13 protein-coding genes are annotated in these 15,335 nt (G+C 72.8%); 8 read left to right on the top strand and 5 right to left on the bottom strand.

All coding sequences use genetic code 11. From position 1 onward, the window contains the following. Positions 1-459 precede the first annotated feature (459 nt). Entirely contained in the window at positions 460-1,095 is a 636-nt protein-coding gene (locus tag VFZ92_RS14295) for a hypothetical protein (protein ID WP_330876385.1), read from the top strand. 111 nt (positions 1,096-1,206) lie between these two features. Continuing rightward, positions 1,207-2,943 (top strand): sigma-70 family RNA polymerase sigma factor, encoded by a 1,737-nt coding sequence (locus tag VFZ92_RS14290; RefSeq protein ID WP_330876384.1) that lies wholly within the window; start codon positions 1,207-1,209, stop codon positions 2,941-2,943. 116 nt (positions 2,944-3,059) lie between these two features. Here the strand turns inward: VFZ92_RS14290 and VFZ92_RS14285 are convergent, their stop codons facing one another. From VFZ92_RS14285 to VFZ92_RS14275, 3 genes are read right to left on the bottom strand one after another with little or no spacing between them, the layout of a single operon-like run. Further along, positions 3,060-3,941 carry a glycosyltransferase family 2 protein gene (locus VFZ92_RS14285; RefSeq protein WP_330876383.1) on the bottom strand — a complete coding sequence of 294 codons (882 nt, stop codon included), beginning with the start codon at positions 3,939-3,941 and terminating at the stop codon, positions 3,060-3,062. Then, positions 3,938-4,963 carry a glycosyltransferase gene (locus VFZ92_RS14280; protein WP_330876382.1) on the bottom strand — a complete coding sequence of 342 codons (1,026 nt, stop codon included), beginning with the start codon at positions 4,961-4,963 and terminating at the stop codon, positions 3,938-3,940. The genes VFZ92_RS14285 and VFZ92_RS14280 overlap by 4 nt, the downstream gene beginning before the upstream one ends. Further along, positions 4,960-5,973: a glycosyltransferase gene (locus VFZ92_RS14275; RefSeq protein ID WP_330876540.1), complete on the bottom strand. Its 1,014-nt coding sequence runs from the start codon at positions 5,971-5,973 to the stop codon at positions 4,960-4,962. The genes VFZ92_RS14280 and VFZ92_RS14275 overlap by 4 nt, the downstream gene beginning before the upstream one ends. A gap of 761 nt (positions 5,974-6,734) precedes the next feature. Here VFZ92_RS14275 and VFZ92_RS14270 point away from each other — a divergent pair. Genes VFZ92_RS14270 through VFZ92_RS14260 form a run of 3 tightly spaced genes read left to right on the top strand, consistent with a single transcriptional unit; the run spans position 6,735 to position 10,020 of the window. After that, the gene (locus VFZ92_RS14270; protein ID WP_330876381.1) at positions 6,735-7,730 is read left to right on the top strand and encodes a glycosyltransferase; all 996 of its coding nucleotides are present in this window, start codon (positions 6,735-6,737) and stop codon (positions 7,728-7,730) included. Next, on the top strand, positions 7,727-8,728 hold the full coding sequence (locus tag VFZ92_RS14265) for a hypothetical protein (protein ID WP_330876380.1): 1,002 nt from the start codon (positions 7,727-7,729) through the stop codon (positions 8,726-8,728). The genes VFZ92_RS14270 and VFZ92_RS14265 overlap by 4 nt, the downstream gene beginning before the upstream one ends. Next, a complete protein-coding gene (locus tag VFZ92_RS14260; protein ID WP_330876379.1) occupies positions 8,722-10,020 on the top strand; it encodes a glycosyltransferase in 1,299 nt (432 codons plus the stop codon). Before VFZ92_RS14265 ends, VFZ92_RS14260 begins: the two co-directional genes overlap by 7 nt. 16 nt (positions 10,021-10,036) lie before the next feature. Here the strand turns inward: VFZ92_RS14260 and VFZ92_RS14255 are convergent, their stop codons facing one another. Then, entirely contained in the window at positions 10,037-10,852 is an 816-nt protein-coding gene (locus tag VFZ92_RS14255; RefSeq protein ID WP_330876378.1) for an FkbM family methyltransferase, read from the bottom strand. A gap of 510 nt (positions 10,853-11,362) precedes the next feature. Here VFZ92_RS14255 and VFZ92_RS14250 point away from each other — a divergent pair. Further along, the gene (locus VFZ92_RS14250) at positions 11,363-11,794 is read left to right on the top strand and encodes an ATP-binding protein (RefSeq protein ID WP_330876377.1); all 432 of its coding nucleotides are present in this window, start codon (positions 11,363-11,365) and stop codon (positions 11,792-11,794) included. 23 nt (positions 11,795-11,817) lie between these two features. Here the strand turns inward: VFZ92_RS14250 and VFZ92_RS14245 are convergent, their stop codons facing one another. Beyond that, positions 11,818-12,165, bottom strand: a complete 348-nt coding sequence (locus tag VFZ92_RS14245) for a DUF6292 family protein (protein WP_330876376.1) — start codon at positions 12,163-12,165, stop codon at positions 11,818-11,820. A gap of 341 nt (positions 12,166-12,506) precedes the next feature. On the opposite strand from VFZ92_RS14245, the gene VFZ92_RS14240 reads away from it, so the two are divergent. Both VFZ92_RS14240 and VFZ92_RS14235 read left to right on the top strand, forming a co-directional pair. After that, positions 12,507-12,773, top strand: a complete 267-nt coding sequence (locus VFZ92_RS14240) for a GlsB/YeaQ/YmgE family stress response membrane protein (protein WP_259628091.1) — start codon at positions 12,507-12,509, stop codon at positions 12,771-12,773. Positions 12,774-13,039: 266 nt separating this feature from the next. Further along, positions 13,040-15,181, top strand: a complete 2,142-nt coding sequence (locus VFZ92_RS14235; RefSeq protein WP_330876375.1) for a GAF domain-containing SpoIIE family protein phosphatase — start codon at positions 13,040-13,042, stop codon at positions 15,179-15,181. The last annotated feature ends 154 nt before the right edge of the window (positions 15,182-15,335 follow it).

The raw sequence follows: 15,335 nt of genomic DNA, 5'->3' as shown, positions 1-15,335 counted from the left end.
CGGTGCCCACGAGTGCCCGGGGTTCGTGCGGGAAGGCGCACCTCACCCGACGCCGCGCGCATGGCCGTCGCGGCCGGGGTGCGGGCCGCAGAGTCCCCCCGCGCCGGTGGAATCCCGTGCGAGGTGCGGGGGTCGGCCCCGGAACTGGTCTCGTGCCTCGAAGGCGGGCAGGACCCACCGGCGCGGTCGTGGCCAGGGGCCGCGGAGGAAACGCGCAGCGGGCCGGTCGGGCCTATCAAGACGGTCGGCTGCCGTTCAACCTGCAAAAACCTTTATGAGACAACATTTTCCCCGGTTCCGCCTTCTCCGCGGCGGCGATAGCCGGTTTGCTGGAGGCATGACAGCCGTCGCCGGTGGTCTGGTGGTGTCCCGAATCCAGCGTTCCACGATCGCGTTCCTCTCGCGGGTGGACGAACTCCGTTTGTTCCCAACATCGAGCACGGACGAGGTGGCCACTTCATGGTGCACAGAACCGCAGCACTCAGCCGATCGCTGGTCGTCGTCACGGCGGCTGTCGCGTTGGTCTCGACCCTGATCACTCCGGCGTCCGCCGATCCGGGGCTGACCAGTCCCGCGCCCCCGACCACGACGGTCACCGGATCTCCTCTTGCGGTGCCGGAAGACCGGCCCGTGGCCGGAAGCGTGGCCGCGGATCCCCGTGAGGACCTGCCCGCCGCGCCGACGAGCGTCTGCGCCCAGGTGCACATGCAGGACCACGGTTGGCAGCAGGGACGGTGCGTCCAGGCAGGCGAGGTCGTGACGGTCGGCCTGGCCGGACAGGGACTCCGGGTGGAGGCCTTGTCGTTGACGGTCTTCGGGGTCAACTTCTGCGTCATGGGACACGTGGAGGTGATCGGTTGGCAGGACTGGAACTGCCAGGCCGCCGGGGCCACCGCGACGGTCGGCACCACCGGGCAGAGCCTGCGGATGGAAGCGGTGGCCTACGGCGTGCAGACGGGGGTGATCTGCGGGAACGCCTACGTGCAGGACGTCGGCTGGCAGGGCTGGTACTGCGGGGTCGACGGCGACTACAACGCCGCGGGAACCACGGGGCAGAATCGGCGGATAGAGGCGTTGGCCTTCTTCGTCCAGTGAACCCGCAACCCACACGTCACCCCGGCGGATCTCCGCCGGGGTGACGTGTGGGGTCGCGATGAGCGGGAAGGCTGGGCACGAGGCGCCCGAGTGGACCATCCTGTCGGCGTGATGAGTGACAGCACCCCGGACAACGCGGACACGTCATCCGGCGGCGGTGAGCCGCCGGACGACGCCGTGCTGTGGAGCGGTGGCGACCGGGAGTCGTTCGACGTGGTCTTCGAGCGGCACGTCGAGGCGGTGTGGAACCACGCCTACCGGCTGACCGCGTCGCGGGAGCGGGCGTACGACGTCACGTCGGCGACCTTCGTGACCGCGTGGCGGTCGCGGGCCGACGTGACGCCGGTCGGGCCGAGTGCCCTGCCGCTGCTGTGCGCGACGGCGGGTGACGTCGTGCGCGCCGGGCACCGGCGGTCCCGCGGGTCGGCCACCCCGCAGCCGGTCGACGAGCACGCCGACGCGGTCGTGCACCGCGTCGACGACGACTCCCGGCTGCGCGAGGTGATCGACGTGGTGCGCCGACTCCCGCGGGCGCAGCGCGAGGTCGCCGAACTGTGCCTGCTCGGCGGTCTCCCGGTCGCCGACGCCGCCGTGCACCTGCGGGTCTCCGAGGAGACCGCGCGCTCCCGCCTAGCCCTGGCCCTGGCCCGTCTGGCGGAGGACGTTCCGGCCGACGAGCCGCTCGCGCTCCCACCCGCGGTGCGGGGCCGGTTGCGCGCCGAGGTCGAGCGGGGGGTGGCCCGGCGTGCGGTCCCCGGCAGGCTCCTCGCGGTGGCCGCCGTCGTGCTGCTGCTCGCCGGGACGGTCCTCGTGCTGAGGCAGGTGCCCGACGCGCCTCACCCGGTCGCGGCGGTCGGCGGGTCGTTGGACCGGGAGGCCGCCGCTGTCGCGCTGGACCGCTGCTGGGCGGCCGTGCGGCAGCGGGGGCTGGCCGATCGCTTCCCCGACCGTTCCCTGTGGACACCGTCGTTCACCGCTGGCGACTCCCAGATCGGCGTGGTCGCCGCCCGTGCCGACGGCAAGCCGCTGTTCTGCCAGACCACACCCACCACGGTCACGGTGACCGACCCGAACGCGGCGCCGGACTCCGGGACCGCCGCCGTCCTGTTCAGCCGTGAGGGCGTCGTCGCGGGCGTCACCGACGTGGGGTGGAGCCGGATCGCGCTCAAGGGCACCGGCCCCCACGGCAGCGTCCTGCTCAAAGCCGAGTCGGGCGACCACCTGTTCGTCGGACGGACGGGGGTGAACCTCGCCGGAACGAGGATCAGCGTCAACGAGATCGACTCGGAGGACCCCACGGCCGTGCGGGAACTCGCCGCGCCCGCGCCGCCCGCCGTCCTGGTCCGCGACCGGTCGGACGGACCTGCGCCGGACCGCGCGTCCGACGCGGGTAGCGCGCTGGGGGACTGCCTGGCCCGGTCGTCGCGGCCCCTGCCGGATCCGGACTCCTACCGGCCGGGCGCGCTGGTGACCTACCCCGGTGGCAGGCTCGTGCTCGGCCGCAGCGCGAACAGCCTGGTGACGTGCCGGTCGGACGAGGAGAGGACCGAGGCCGTCCGCACGCTCCTCGTCAACAGCGGCGCGCCCGCCGTGATGAACGTCCTGACCGTCGTCGAGGGCGACCGCACGATCTTCGGGGGTGAGCTCCGCCCGGAGGTCTCGACCATGGAGATCAGCCTCGGTGACGGTCCACCGCGGCCGGTCACGGTGGCCGACCGCACCTTCGCGTTCCTCGTCCCGCCGTTCGCCCCGTCGGGTCCCGATGCCCGTCCCCGCCCCCTCGTCGTCCACGCCGTGGCGCGCGACGCGAACGGTGTGCAGGTCTACGAGAGGTCGTGGAACCGGTGACCTCCACCGTGGTCGCTCACCGCACCGGGCGAGCACCTTCCCCGTGATCGCCCCACCGCGAGACGACCCCGGCGACACCGGTGGGGGAACCGCGGACCCGTCGTGGCAGCCCGGTGTCACCGCGGCCCGTGCGCCCGGAGCTTCGCGCCGAACCCCGGCAGCAGCCGGAGCACGTCGTGCGCGCGGTCGAACCGGACGACCTCGGCGCGGTCCAGGTCGGTCAGCCAGTCCTCCATCGGCCAGAAGCCGTGACGCCGGTGGAAGAGCCGGGCGTTGACCACCAGCTCCCGTACGTGGCGCTCCTCGTACCTGCTGGGAGGGTGGTGCTGGTGGTAGGCGACGGCCCCGCCGACCCAGGCCAGGCGAGCCCCGCGTTCCGCCGCGCGGAGCGCGAAGTCGGTGTCCTCGGCCCCGTACCCCGCGAACTGCTCGCAGAAGCCGCCGAAGCGGTCCCAGTCGTCGCGCGAGGTCGCGAAGGACAGCGACCAGAACAGCTCGAACCGCTCGTCGTCCAGCAGGATCCGTCCCGCCTCCGGAGCGGGCCTGCCGGGGTGCGGCTCGGCCAGGCGCGCCAGTTCGCCGTGCGGCGGGTATCCCCGGTGCGCCGGAGGCGGTAGGTACGCCACGGGGCCGCACAGCAGGGTCGCCGGGGGGACGTCGAGGGCGGCGGTGGTGTAGCGGGACAGCGCCAGGGGGCCGGGTATGCAGTCGACGTCCAGGAAGACCAGGAGTTCGGCACCGCACCGGATCGCGGCTCGCGCCCCGGCGTTGCGGGCCGCGGCCAGGGGAAGCCCCCGGTGTCCCGCGGTCACGGAGATCGGCGTCACCTCGGGGGCGGAGGGCACGGGTCGCAGCCGCGGGACGCCCGTCATGCCGACGACGACGTGCAGGTCGACCTCGTCGGCGCTGAGGGCTTCGCGTTGCCGGTGGAGATGGTCCTCACGCCCGGCGGCGATGGTGATGACAGCCGTCCGGGGCCGGTGCGCTCGACCCGTCACCGGTGCCGCGCCAGGTCGCGCAGCACCGCCGCGGCCCGAGCGGCGCCGTCACCGCGCGACCACGGTGACCAGTCGCCACCGCGCGACCGCGCGCTGGTCAGCACCGCCGACCACCGGTGTGGTTCGGGCCAGCTCGGGACCACCACGCCCAGGTCGGAGCGGACCAGGGCCGCGGCGGTGGCGTGCTGCTCGTCGAAGGGCCGGGGCTGGGGGATGACGACCGCGGGCCTGCGGGCCGCCGCCACCTCGGCGAGCGCGTTCTGCCCGGCGTGGGTGATCACGACGCCCGCCGCGTCCAGCAGTGGCCACGGGTCGTCGACCCAGCCGTGGTGGTGCAGGTTGGGCGGGCGGGGGCCGAGTGCCTTCCCGGACGCGGGTGGGCCCGCGATGTGCCAGTGCCACTCCGGGGTGGCCGCCGCCGCGGCGTGGAGCTGGGTCTCGGACACCGCCAGACCGCCCGCCCCCCACAGGACCAGGACGTTCCGCCGCGCGGTGGCCGGTGAGGCGGGACGGTCGTCGAAGCGCGAGAACGCCCCGACGTGCGAGGTCTTGGCCAGCCACGCCTCCGGCCAGTCCGGAGCGGGTTGCCGCGGCCACGGCGCGATGATCGCGTCGGCCAGGTCGTAGGCCGTGCGGTGCGCCCGGTCGGTCCGACGTCCGGGCTGCGCGACGACCACCACCGGCACGCCGTGCAGCCGGGCCAGCAGGGCGATCTCGACCGATACGTCCGCGACCAGCAGGCGGACCGAACCGCCGCGCAGGTCCGCGCTCACCATGGCCATCCGTTCACGCAGGCCCTCGTGGTGCCGGGGTGCCCAGTGCAGCGTGGCCCCCGCGGTGACGTCGTCGTGCGTCGCGTCGACACCCCTGGCGTCGCCGGGCAGCGTCGTCCACCGGCCCGGCCAGCGGGCGGGCGCGGGGAGGCTGGAGATCCCGAGCACGTCCCCGCCCAGGTGGCGGGCGACGGAGGTGGCGCGGTGGAGGTGGCCGGACCCGTGGTGGTGCACGTAGTAGGCGATCACGACCGCAGCTCCCGGTACATCCGCACGTACCCGTCCACCATGCGGTCCACCGAGCACATGGTCTCGGCGCGGTGCCGTGCCGCGTCCCGGTCCAACGAGGCGGCGCGGGTGATGGCCGCGGCGAGCCCGGCCACGTCGTCGGGCGCGGCCAGGACGCCGCTGTGCTCGTCGAGCACCTCGGGCAGGGCCCCTCGGGCGAAACCGGCGACCGGGGTGCCGCAGGCGAGCGCTTCGGCCACCACCAGTCCGTACGGTTCCTCCCAGCGCGGTGACACCACGGCGACGGTGGCGGACCCGACCAGTCGCACCAGGTCGTGGTGGGTCAGGTGCCCCTCGTACACGACGTCACCACCCAGGAGCGGCTCGATCTCCCGCCGGAAGTACTCGGCGTCCGGTCGGGGACCGGCCAGCCGCAGCCCCGTCCCAGCCGAGCGCGCGGCCCGGATGGCCAGTTCGGCGCCCTTCTCGGGTACCAGCCTGCCGAACCAGACCGGTGGTCCTCCGCCGCCGCCGGGCACCCACCGGTCGAGTGCGACCCCGTTGCGCACCACGGTGATCGCGGACACCAGGGACGACCACTGCCGGGCGGTGTGAGCGCTGACGGCGGCGAAGGAGGCGTGCTCGGGGGAGCACAGCCTGATCGCGGACTCCAGCCACGGGGTGGGTGGTGTGTGCAACGTGGTCAGCACCGGCGCGCGGAGCGCCGAGGCCATGGCGACGGGCAGGTAGTGCAGCGAGTTGTTGTGCACCACGTCGCACCCCGCGGAGGAGCTGAGGTCCATCATCAAGCCGAGGTAGGCGTGGTGCTCCGCGATGAAGTAGTCGGGCGGCATGCTGACGTCGCGTCGGGCTTGCGCCGACAGGGGCGGGAGGACCGGCATGGCCCTGACCCGCAGCGCCGGGTCCGAGCCCGTGCCGCCGAAGATCGTCACCTCGTGTCCTCGCGCCCTCAGGCCGGTGGCGAGTTGCCACGTGTGCGCCTCCAACCCCCCGGCGAAGGGCTCGCGGATGGGGTAGCGCGCCGAGGCGATCAGACCGATGGAGAGCGGAGCGCCGGTCAGGGTGTCACCTGACGGCCGAGGTGGACCCGTGACGGGCCCCGCGCGGCCACCCCCGCGCAGTGCCGTCCGAGAACCACCTGGTTCGACGGCGGATGGTGTTCGTGCCACCGCATGTGCTCCTTCTACCGGGCGCGCTCGTCGATCGGTTCACCGACCGCGAACCGAGGGGGGACGGTCCTCACCACCCGGTGGTGAAGGGCCGTCCCTCGTTCCAGCACGGTTCAGGCGGTGGGTGCGAGAACCTTCGCCCGTGGGCACGACCCGAGCGCGTGAACGTCCCACGTGGAGCGAAGAGACCCGGCGGGTGCGGCTTCCATGTGCCTCCACCGGTTCAGACCCGCTGGTTCAGCGGGTGTCGTCCCCCGTGACGGAGATACCCGCGCTGGAACGGGGGAAACAACGAGCGGACGGTGACCGTGGACGCACGTCAACGCGTGCACGGGGCTGAGCGGGGCGAGCGGTGGTCGTGGTTCACGGGTCCATCGTGGACCGTTTCGCGCCGGTGCGCCCCGCGACCGGACGTGATCCGGTGAAAAACCGGCTCCGAGGTTTGAACGCGGCCACGGCACACCTCGTTCCACTTCACCCGAACAGGTGTGTCGCCGTCGTGTTTGGTCACGAGGGACGAGGGCTAACCGGGACCTGTGCAACGGCAGCTGAGAGTCGCCTCCGTGCCGGCGGGGCACCCCTACATCCGCAACATCTCGGACGTGAGCGCCACCCCTGGCTTCCTCGTCCTCCCCGACCCGCCGGTGCCGGGAGCGCCCCCCGGTCGCTGGTGGCCGCACCAGTCGCTGGAACCCGGGTGGCTGCGCACCCACCACGCGCGGTTCGACCTGCTGCACCTGCACTTCGGCTACGAGCACCTCTCCGCGCGGGACCTGCGCTCGGTGGTGGAAACCCTGCGCGCCCTCGGCAAACCCCTGGTCCTCACCGTGCACGACCTGCGCAACCCCCACCAGGTCGACCCCGGCCCGCACCGCGAGGCGCTCGACGTGCTCATCCCCTCAGCCGACGCCGTCATCACCCTGACCAGGGGGGCCGCCGACCAGATCGCCTCCACCTGGGGGCGCGTCGCGACGGTCGTCCCGCACCCGCACGTGGTCGACCCGGAGCGAGCGCGTCGGACGTCCGCGCGTGGTGAGCGCGACCGGTTCGTGGTCGGGGTGCACGCGAAGAGCATGCGCGCCAACTGCGACGCCGTCGCCGTGGCCGAGCAGCTCGCGCGCACCACGTCCACGCTGCCCGGTTCGCGGCTGGTGGTCCACGCCCACGACGACGAGGACGGTCGCCGCGCCGCGGACGAACTGGAACAGCGCGGTGTCGCCGTCACGGTGGGGCCGCCGTTCTCCGACTCCGAGCTGTACGACTACCTGGAGGGCCTCGACGTGTCCGTCCTCCCGCACCGGTTCGGCACCCACTCGGGCTGGCTGGAAGCCTGCTACGACCTGGGGACGACGGTGCTGGCCCCGGACTGCGGGTTCTACCAGGAGCAGGCTCCCTGCCTGCTCTACCACCGCACGGAGACCGCACTGGACCTCGACGGCCTGGACGCCGCACTGCGCCGCGCGCATTCCCAGCGGCCCCGATGGCGAGCCGACCCCGACGAGCGGGGGGTCGCCCGGTCCGCCATCACCAGCGCTCACAACGAGGTCTACCGCGCGGTGGTGTCCGCTGTTCGCCCGTCGACCGCGGTCCTTCGATGAGGGTCCACACCTACGCCCCCGGGCCCGCGGGACACGGAGTCGTCCGGCACGCGCGAGCGGTCGCCCGCCTCTGCGCGCGGCACGGGGTGCTCGACACCGAACAGGCGCCGGACCTCACGCACGCCCACTTCACCGACGCCCTGTTCGGCCCCACGATCGGGGAAGCGGCTCGGACCTACCGCGGGTGGGCCGAGGGAGCCCGCCGTCCGCTGGTGGTCACCGTGCACGACGTTCCCGATCCCCGCGGCCAGGGCCGTCGTGACCGAGCGCGCTGCGCGGGCTACGCGGCCGTCGTCGAGGCCAGCGACGCCGTCGTCGTCTCCGCGGAGCACGAAGCGCGCAAGATCGCCGAGCTGACCGGCGAGACCCCGCACCACATCGATCTGCCGCTCCCGCCGGAACCGGCACCGGCTCGGGCCGAGAGCCCCGCGGGCACGTCCTCGTCCTTGGTCCTGCTCGGCTACCTCTACCCCGGCAAGGGGCACGACGACGCGATCGACCTGGCCGCGGAGGTGGGCCGCGACCGCGCGGGCGGTGCCCCCGCGGTGATCGCCGCGGGGGCCACCAGCACCGGGCACCACGACCTGGAGGACCGTCTGCGACGGCACGCCGAGCGCAGACGCGTGCCGCTGGTCATCACCGGACACCTGACCGACGCGCGGTTCTCCTCGGTGGCCGCGACGGCAGGGGTCCCCTTGATGCTCAACCGCGACGTCAGCGCCAGCGGTTCCCTGCTGTCCTGGCTGTCCTGCCTGCGGCGACCGATCACCTGGGCCGGTCCGTACAGCACCGAGATCGAACGCCGCCATCCGGGCACCCTGCTGCTGGGGAACGACGAACGCGACCTGGTCGAGCACATCTCCCGCGCGCTGGAGGACACGGGGACGACACGGCTGCCACGCCGCCCGCGATGGCAGGACACCGGCGCCGAGCACGTCGCCCTCTACCGCTCCGAACTGGCCGGTTTTCGAGCACGACCGGGTGGGCCACCGTGCTGACCGACGTCCTGGTACCCCACAACCGGTGGGACTCGGTGACGGGGTACCCGCGGCAGGAACCCGCCGTGACCGTCGTCGTGACCCACTTCGAACAGCACCACCTGCTGGGCCGGATGGCGTCCGCCCTGCAACGCCAGACCTTGCGGCCGTCCCAGGTGGTGCTGGCCGACGACGGGTCGGCCGTCACCCCCGCCTTCGCCGTGCGGGGCGTCGAGACCCTCGTGGTGAGCCAGCCCGACGAGGGGTTCCGCGCCGCGGCCGTCCGAAACCTGGCGGTCCGGCACAGCACGGGTGACGTCCTGGTCTTCCTGGACGCCGACACCGTGCCCGAAGCGGAGTACGTGGAACGCGTGGTGCACCACATCGGTCTCTGCCCCGACGTGCTGGCCGTGGGCCGCCGCAGGCACACGTCGTTCTCCCGGCTCGCCGATGACGAGCAGCCGGGGGACGCCGATGCCCTCGACGAACCACCATGGCTGCGAGATGCCTACGCCGCCACGGAGAACCTGCTGAACGCCGACGGCCGCAGCTTCCGCTTCGTGATCGGAGCGGTGATGGCGTGCAGGAAGGAGCTGTTCCTCGACCTCGACGGTTTCGACGAGCGGTTCGTGGGCTACGGCGGGGAGGATTGGGACTTCGCCTACCGCGCGTGGAACGCGGGTGCCGTGCTCGTGCACGAGCGCACGGCCGTCGCGTGGCACGACGGACCGGACTGGAGCGGGCGCGGGGACAGCACCGACGTCCTGGACGCGCAGAGCGCACGGCTGGCCGCCGTGATACCCGAGCCCGCGACCCGCGGTGCCCCGTTGGCCGGGGTGGTGTTCGACGTGCTGGCCACCGTGCGCGCCGACGGGCCTTTCAACCACGTGGTGCGCACGGTGCACTCGCTCCTGCGCCAAGACCACCGGGACCTCGGTATCCGGCTCCCGGTCGACGACGAGCGCCTGCTGGAGACCTACGAGGGGGTGGTGCGAGTGGCACCGTGGACGGAGGACCAGGCGCGTCGAGCACGGGTCCACCTCACCGTGCACGGGCCGCTGCCCGTGTCCGCAGTCCACCGCGCGGTGGAGTCGATCACCGGATCCGACGTCGGTCGAGTGGACCTGGTCCAGGAGGGGGAGTTGCTGGCCGTGGCGTGGTCCACCCGCGCGGTCGGCCGCGCACGTCGGTGGGCGCACCGCTTCGAGCGGCACGAGGTCCTGCGGCGGGCTTTCGGCGTCCACCGGATCGACCTCGGCGCGAGGGAGGAGCGCGGCCGAACGCTGGAGGGGTTCTTCTCCTCGTGGCGGTGACGGTCGTCCCTCGTCCTCACCCGGCGGCGAGGTGATCGGCGGTGTCGTTCGCCCTCGCGGTCACGATGTGGTGCCGCAGGTCCGGTGACATCATGGCGGGCACCCGCACGGTGCAGGAGAACCCGCGGCGCGCGAGCAGGCGCTCGACCTCCGCCAGACGGCCGTCGACATCGTGCACCTCGATCACGACCGCGGCGATGCGCGGCCAGTCGTGGTCGTCGATGCCGCGCAGCACCTCCAGTTCCGCGCCCTCGACGTCCACCTTGACCAGATCGATCCGCGACCGGTCCCTCGGCAGCACCTGCGACAGGCGCACGACGTCGACCTCGACCGAACTGGTGCTCAGCATCTCGTCGGCCGCGGCCGGATCGGGTTGGGCACCGCGCATGGCCGCCACCCACGAGGCGGGCTTCTCCTGCGGACGCCCCGTCGAGTTCGCCGAGAGGTGCGTGTAGGCCGTGAGCACCGTTCGCCCGGACGACTCCCCGAGCGCGACCTCCAGGACGCGCACCTCGTCAACGGCGACGTCGGCGAGGTTGAGGCGCAGCAGCGCGCACGTGGGGGGAACGGGTTCCACCGCGACGACCAGCGCTTCCGGGCACTCCCTGGCGATTCGCAGCGCGAACAGGCCGATGTTGGCGCCCGCGTCCACGACGACGGCGTTCGGCGGCAGCCGCGGCAGGTCCTTGAGGTAGTCGTCGTGGGTGAAGATCTCGTGGTAGAGGTAGTGGGCCTCGCCCGCGGCCCATCGACCGTCCCGCGTCAGGACCGCGAGGTCATCGGCCACCCGCACGCGCACGAGCCCGGTCGGCGAGCTCGTGTCCTGGTGCATGGTCTTCCGTTCTCGTTCGCCAGGTGGGGTGGACGGGGCACTCGTCCACTGGCGTGAACCGTACTTCGTCCCGCCGCACCGCGCCCGCCAGTTCGATGCGCAGCCCCATCGCGCCGACGGGTGGCGGTGGTGGTGCGGGGACGCCGACCGCGGCCGTGCCGAGTGCGAGGTCCGTTCCGGGGTTTCAAGCGGGTACCGGCGGAAACACTCCGAGAACGGCTCGATCGCCTGGAAGGCACGCCATGACCTCGTCGCCCGGCTCCACCGCTCGCGCTCCTGTCCCTCCGCGGGGCGGCGATTTCGCGTGCCTGACCGGTGAGTTCGAGGAAGCGGGCTTGCCGGAGGCGGGTGTGCGAGCCTCCTGCGGCGAGGTCCTGCGGCACCTCCACGACGCGGGCGCGCTCCTGGGGCACCCCGCTTCGCCGGTTCCGGGTCCGTGATCGACCTCGTCCCACGAGCAGTGGTGAACGCACCGCACGAGCAGGCACCAGCAGAAGGAGTGCGGAGCACATGACCGGCGGAGATGCTGCGCAACCGGAGCAGACGGCCTTCACCCTCGACCTCGACACGCGGGTCCAGAACTTGAGGGTGGTGCGTCGCTGGGTCGACGAGGTCTTGACCGATCTGGGCGACGACGTCCGGGACGACTGCGTGCTGGTGGCGAACGAGTTGGTGAGCAACGCGTTCGACCACGCCCAGGACCCCCGCCGCATCCGGCTGCGCAGGTCGTCGGAACCGCACGTCGTCCGGGTCGAGGTCGATGACGCGTCACCTGGTGGACCCGTTCTCGGCCGGTCGCGGCTGGGTGACGGTCGCGGTCGAGGACTGGTCATCGTCGAGCACGTGTCCGAAGCCTGGGGCGTGGATTCGAGAGCGGAGGGCAAGACCGTGTGGGCGGAGGTCCCCTGCTCGGCGAAGGTGACCCTCCGCGACCGCCAGTAGGACGGCGGCGGAGGGGGACCCGCTCAAGCGGTGTCGGCCAGGCGCGGCGGATCGTCCCGCAGCAGGCCCGCGACCCACTCGGCCACCTCACGGGGAGACGGCTTCCCCCGCACGCCGAAGTGAGCGATCTCGTGAAGGCGGTTGTCGCCACGGTGCTCCACGACCGCGAACCACCCGCGCTTCTCCCGCCAGGTCAACGCCAGGTCGTCGTCGGGGAAGCTCGGGAGACGACCCTCCACCGCGAGGTAGAGCGCGTCGGGCCGCACCGCCTCCACGCACCAGCTCTCGCCCTGCTGGCCGAGCGCCTCACTGATCTGCCGCGCCTGGAGGCGCAGCTTCCGCGTCACCTCGTGGTCGAAGTCCGCGTCCATGTCGTGACCGCCCCGCAACTCGCCCGGATGTGCCGACGCCGACTGTTCGACGTGGTCGCGAGTACCCGCGTGGCCGGTCGCGCGATCCTCGCGCCCGGTGTCCACGGTGGAGCGCCGAAGCGGAGCACCAGCGTCGACACGACCGGGCGTCGCTGCTCCGGGATCCGCTCACCAGGCCGTCCACGACCACCGCGGGTCCCGGCGGTGCGCCCCCGGCGGCGGCACCGCTCACGGTTCGACCCGGCGCGTGTTTGAGGTTCGCGCTCACGGGGAATTCCTCCATCGAGCAGGACGAGAGCGGCGTCGAGTCAGCCGCGGGTGTCGGACGAGGGAGAAGCGCAGTGGGTATCTTGGGTTGGATCGTTCTCGGCCTCATCGCGGGTGCCATCGCGAAGGCGATCATGCCCGGCAAGGACCCCGGCGGCATCATCGTCACGATGCTGATCGGCATCGTCGGAGCGATCCTCGGTGGCTTCATCGGCCGCGCGCTGTTCAACAGCGACATCAACAACTTCTTCGACCTGAGCACGTGGCTGCTGGCCATCCTCGGCTCGCTGGTGCTGCTGGGCATCTACCGCCTCGTCACCGGTCGACGCGCGCACGCCTGACGACGCACTTGCACGAGGGAGCCCCGGTCGCCGCACGGCGGCCGGGGCTCCCTCGCGTTGGCGCGGCAGGTGTTCACGCCGCTGTCGCGACGGGAGGCCCCTGGGGTCGCCCGCCGAGCACCACGGGTGACGTGGGCGCAAAGAGGGTGATGGTCAGAGGACGTTGCGGGACCACCCGGACGGTCTGCGCTACCGGGTTGGGGACGACGATGCGGAACGACGACGACTCGACCAGCGGAACGGATCCGTCACCAGACGCGCGTTCGGTGGACGATGCGGACATCCGGTCCCTCTTCGGGCAGTCCAGCGCGGCGTTCGCCACCTTGTCGGGACCCGCGCACGTGGTGGAGTCGGCCAACCGCGCGTTCGTCGAGGCGATCGGTGGCGGGGATCGCGTGCGCACCGGAACGCCGATCGGCCACCTGGTTCCCGAGTTGGCCGAACAGGGCGTCATCGCGTTGCTCGACGGCGTCTACCGCACCGGCACCCCCTGTTCGGCGCGGGACGCGAGGATCGTGCTCGGTGAGGCAGGAGCGGCGCGGGAGGCGTACTTCGACTTCACCCACGAACCGAGGCGCGACGCGGGCGGCAACGTCATCGGTGTGGTGGTGCTGGCGGTGGAGACGACGCGGACCAGGCACGCGCAGCGGTTGATCGCCGAGCACCGGGCGCTGCTGGAGCAGATCGCCCGGCAGGCGCCGCTGCGCGAGGTGCTCGACGGCATGGTGCGGGTGATCGAGCACTTCACCCCCGGCACCCTGGTCTCGGTGCTGCTGGCCGACGAGGACGGCAAGCACCTGAGGCACGGCGCCGCACCGAGCCTGCCGGACTTCTACAACGACGCCATCGACGGGATCGCCACCGGCGAGGGGATCGGCTCCTGCGGCACGGCGGCCCACCGCCGCAGCCCGGTCGTCGTCAGCGACATCGCGGACGACCCGTTCTGGGCGGACTTCGGGGAACTGGCGGCCGCCGCCTCGCTGGCGGCGTGCTGGTCCACTCCGATCCTGGCCCGCGACGGCCGCCTGCTGGGCACCTTCGCGATGTACCACCGCAGCCCGCGGCACCCCGAGGAAACGGACCTGGCCCTCGCCAGGGTGTTCACCGACACCGCGGCGCTGGCCATCGAGCGCCACCACACCGAACGGGCGCACGCCGCCGCCGAGGCCAAGGAGAAGGCTGCTCGCGACGACCTGGCCTTCCTGCTCGCGGCGGGAACCGCGCTGGCCCGCTGCCCGGAGTACGCGCAGACCTTGCAGTGCCTGGCCGACGTGTGCGTCCCGGCGCTGGCCCCGCTGTGCGCGATCGACGTCGTCGACGCGGGTCGGGTGAGGCGGATCGCCACGGCGACGCCCACCGCCGCGCAGACGGACCTGCTGACCGCGCACACCCCCGAACCCGGTGCCGTGACCAGGGTGCTGGCCACGGCGACCACCGCGATCGCTCGCAGGCCCCCCACCGGCTCCGGTCCGTGGGACGCCCTCGCCATCACCGGTCACCTGTGCGTCCCGCTCACCGACCGGGGAGACGTGTTCGGCACCCTGACCCTGTTCAGCACCGAGGACGGGCCTCCGCTGGACGGGCGCGTCGTCCACCTCGTCGAGGAACTCGCCTCGCGGGCGTCGCTGTCGGCGCGCAACGCCCGCCAGCACACCGAGCGGGCACGGCTGTCGCACGACCTGCAAGCGGGCCTCCTGCTGCCCGACCTCCCGCGGTTGCCCGGTGCCGAGTTGGCCACCTACCACCACCCCGCGGGCGAGGGGTTGGAGATCGGCGGCGACTTCTACGACGTGTTCCCGCTGTCCGACGGGCGGTGGGCCTTCATGATCGGGGACGTCTGCGGTCGCGGAGCCAGGGCCGCCACCACGACCGCACTGGTCCGCCACACCGCCCGCGCCATCGCCCGCGTGCTGCCCGAACCGCAGGCCGTCGTCAAGGCCGTCAACACCGCCCTGCTGGACCGAGCAGGCAGCCACGGCTCCGGATTCGTCACGCTCGTCTACGGCCACCTGCACGACCACGGCGGACACCTGACGGTCGACCTCGTCCGCGCCGGGCACGTCGCCCCCCGGCTCGTGCTCGCCGACGGCACCGTCACGGCGGTCGAGCCCCCTGGCATGCTCCTCGGCGTCGTCGCGGACCCGCACCTCCGCACCCACCGCGTCGACCTGAACCCCGGTGAGAGCCTGGTGGTGGTCACCGACGGCATCACCGAAGCACGAGCCTCCGACGGCTCCCAGTTCGACGACTCGGGAATGGACGTCGCACTGGGGCGTGCTGCTCGTCCCCGCGCCCAGGACGTGCTCGAAGCGCTCATCACGGCGGTGACCGCGTTCACCGACGGCCACGAGGGGGAGGACGACCAGGCCGCACTCGTGCTGACCGCGAGGCCCCGAGACCCGCGATGATCGCCGGACCGGCCTGCTCCGCAACGGTTTCCGCCCGCGCTCGGCGCCGCGGCGGTCTTCTCGGGCCCGCTCCGGGTCGGGGTGGCACGACCGGGGCCGCCCGGACCTCCACCGCGACGTGCCCGGCCCGCTGCCGCGCGGTGAGGCCACCGAC

The sequence above is a fragment of the Umezawaea sp. genome, assembly GCF_036375055.1.
Classification (GTDB): domain Bacteria; phylum Actinomycetota; class Actinomycetes; order Mycobacteriales; family Pseudonocardiaceae; genus Umezawaea.
The sequence above is the reverse complement of the archived record's forward strand: the minus strand, read 5'-3'. Positions and strand labels throughout refer to the sequence as shown.

Bases quoted from the DNA above. Each gene is read 5' to 3' on its own strand.
- VFZ92_RS14265 (WP_330876380.1), top strand. From the start codon at position 7,727: ATGAGGGTCCACACCTACGCCCCCGGGCCCGCGGGACACGGAGTCGTC.
- VFZ92_RS14250 (WP_330876377.1), top strand. From the start codon at position 11,363: ATGACCGGCGGAGATGCTGCGCAACCGGAGCAGACGGCCTTCACCCTC.
- VFZ92_RS14290 (WP_330876384.1), top strand. From the start codon at position 1,207: ATGAGTGACAGCACCCCGGACAACGCGGACACGTCATCCGGCGGCGGT.
- VFZ92_RS14245 (WP_330876376.1), bottom strand. From the start codon at position 12,165: ATGGACGCGGACTTCGACCACGAGGTGACGCGGAAGCTGCGCCTCCAG.
- VFZ92_RS14255 (WP_330876378.1), bottom strand. From the start codon at position 10,852: ATGCACCAGGACACGAGCTCGCCGACCGGGCTCGTGCGCGTGCGGGTG.
- VFZ92_RS14295 (WP_330876385.1), top strand. From the start codon at position 460: ATGGTGCACAGAACCGCAGCACTCAGCCGATCGCTGGTCGTCGTCACG.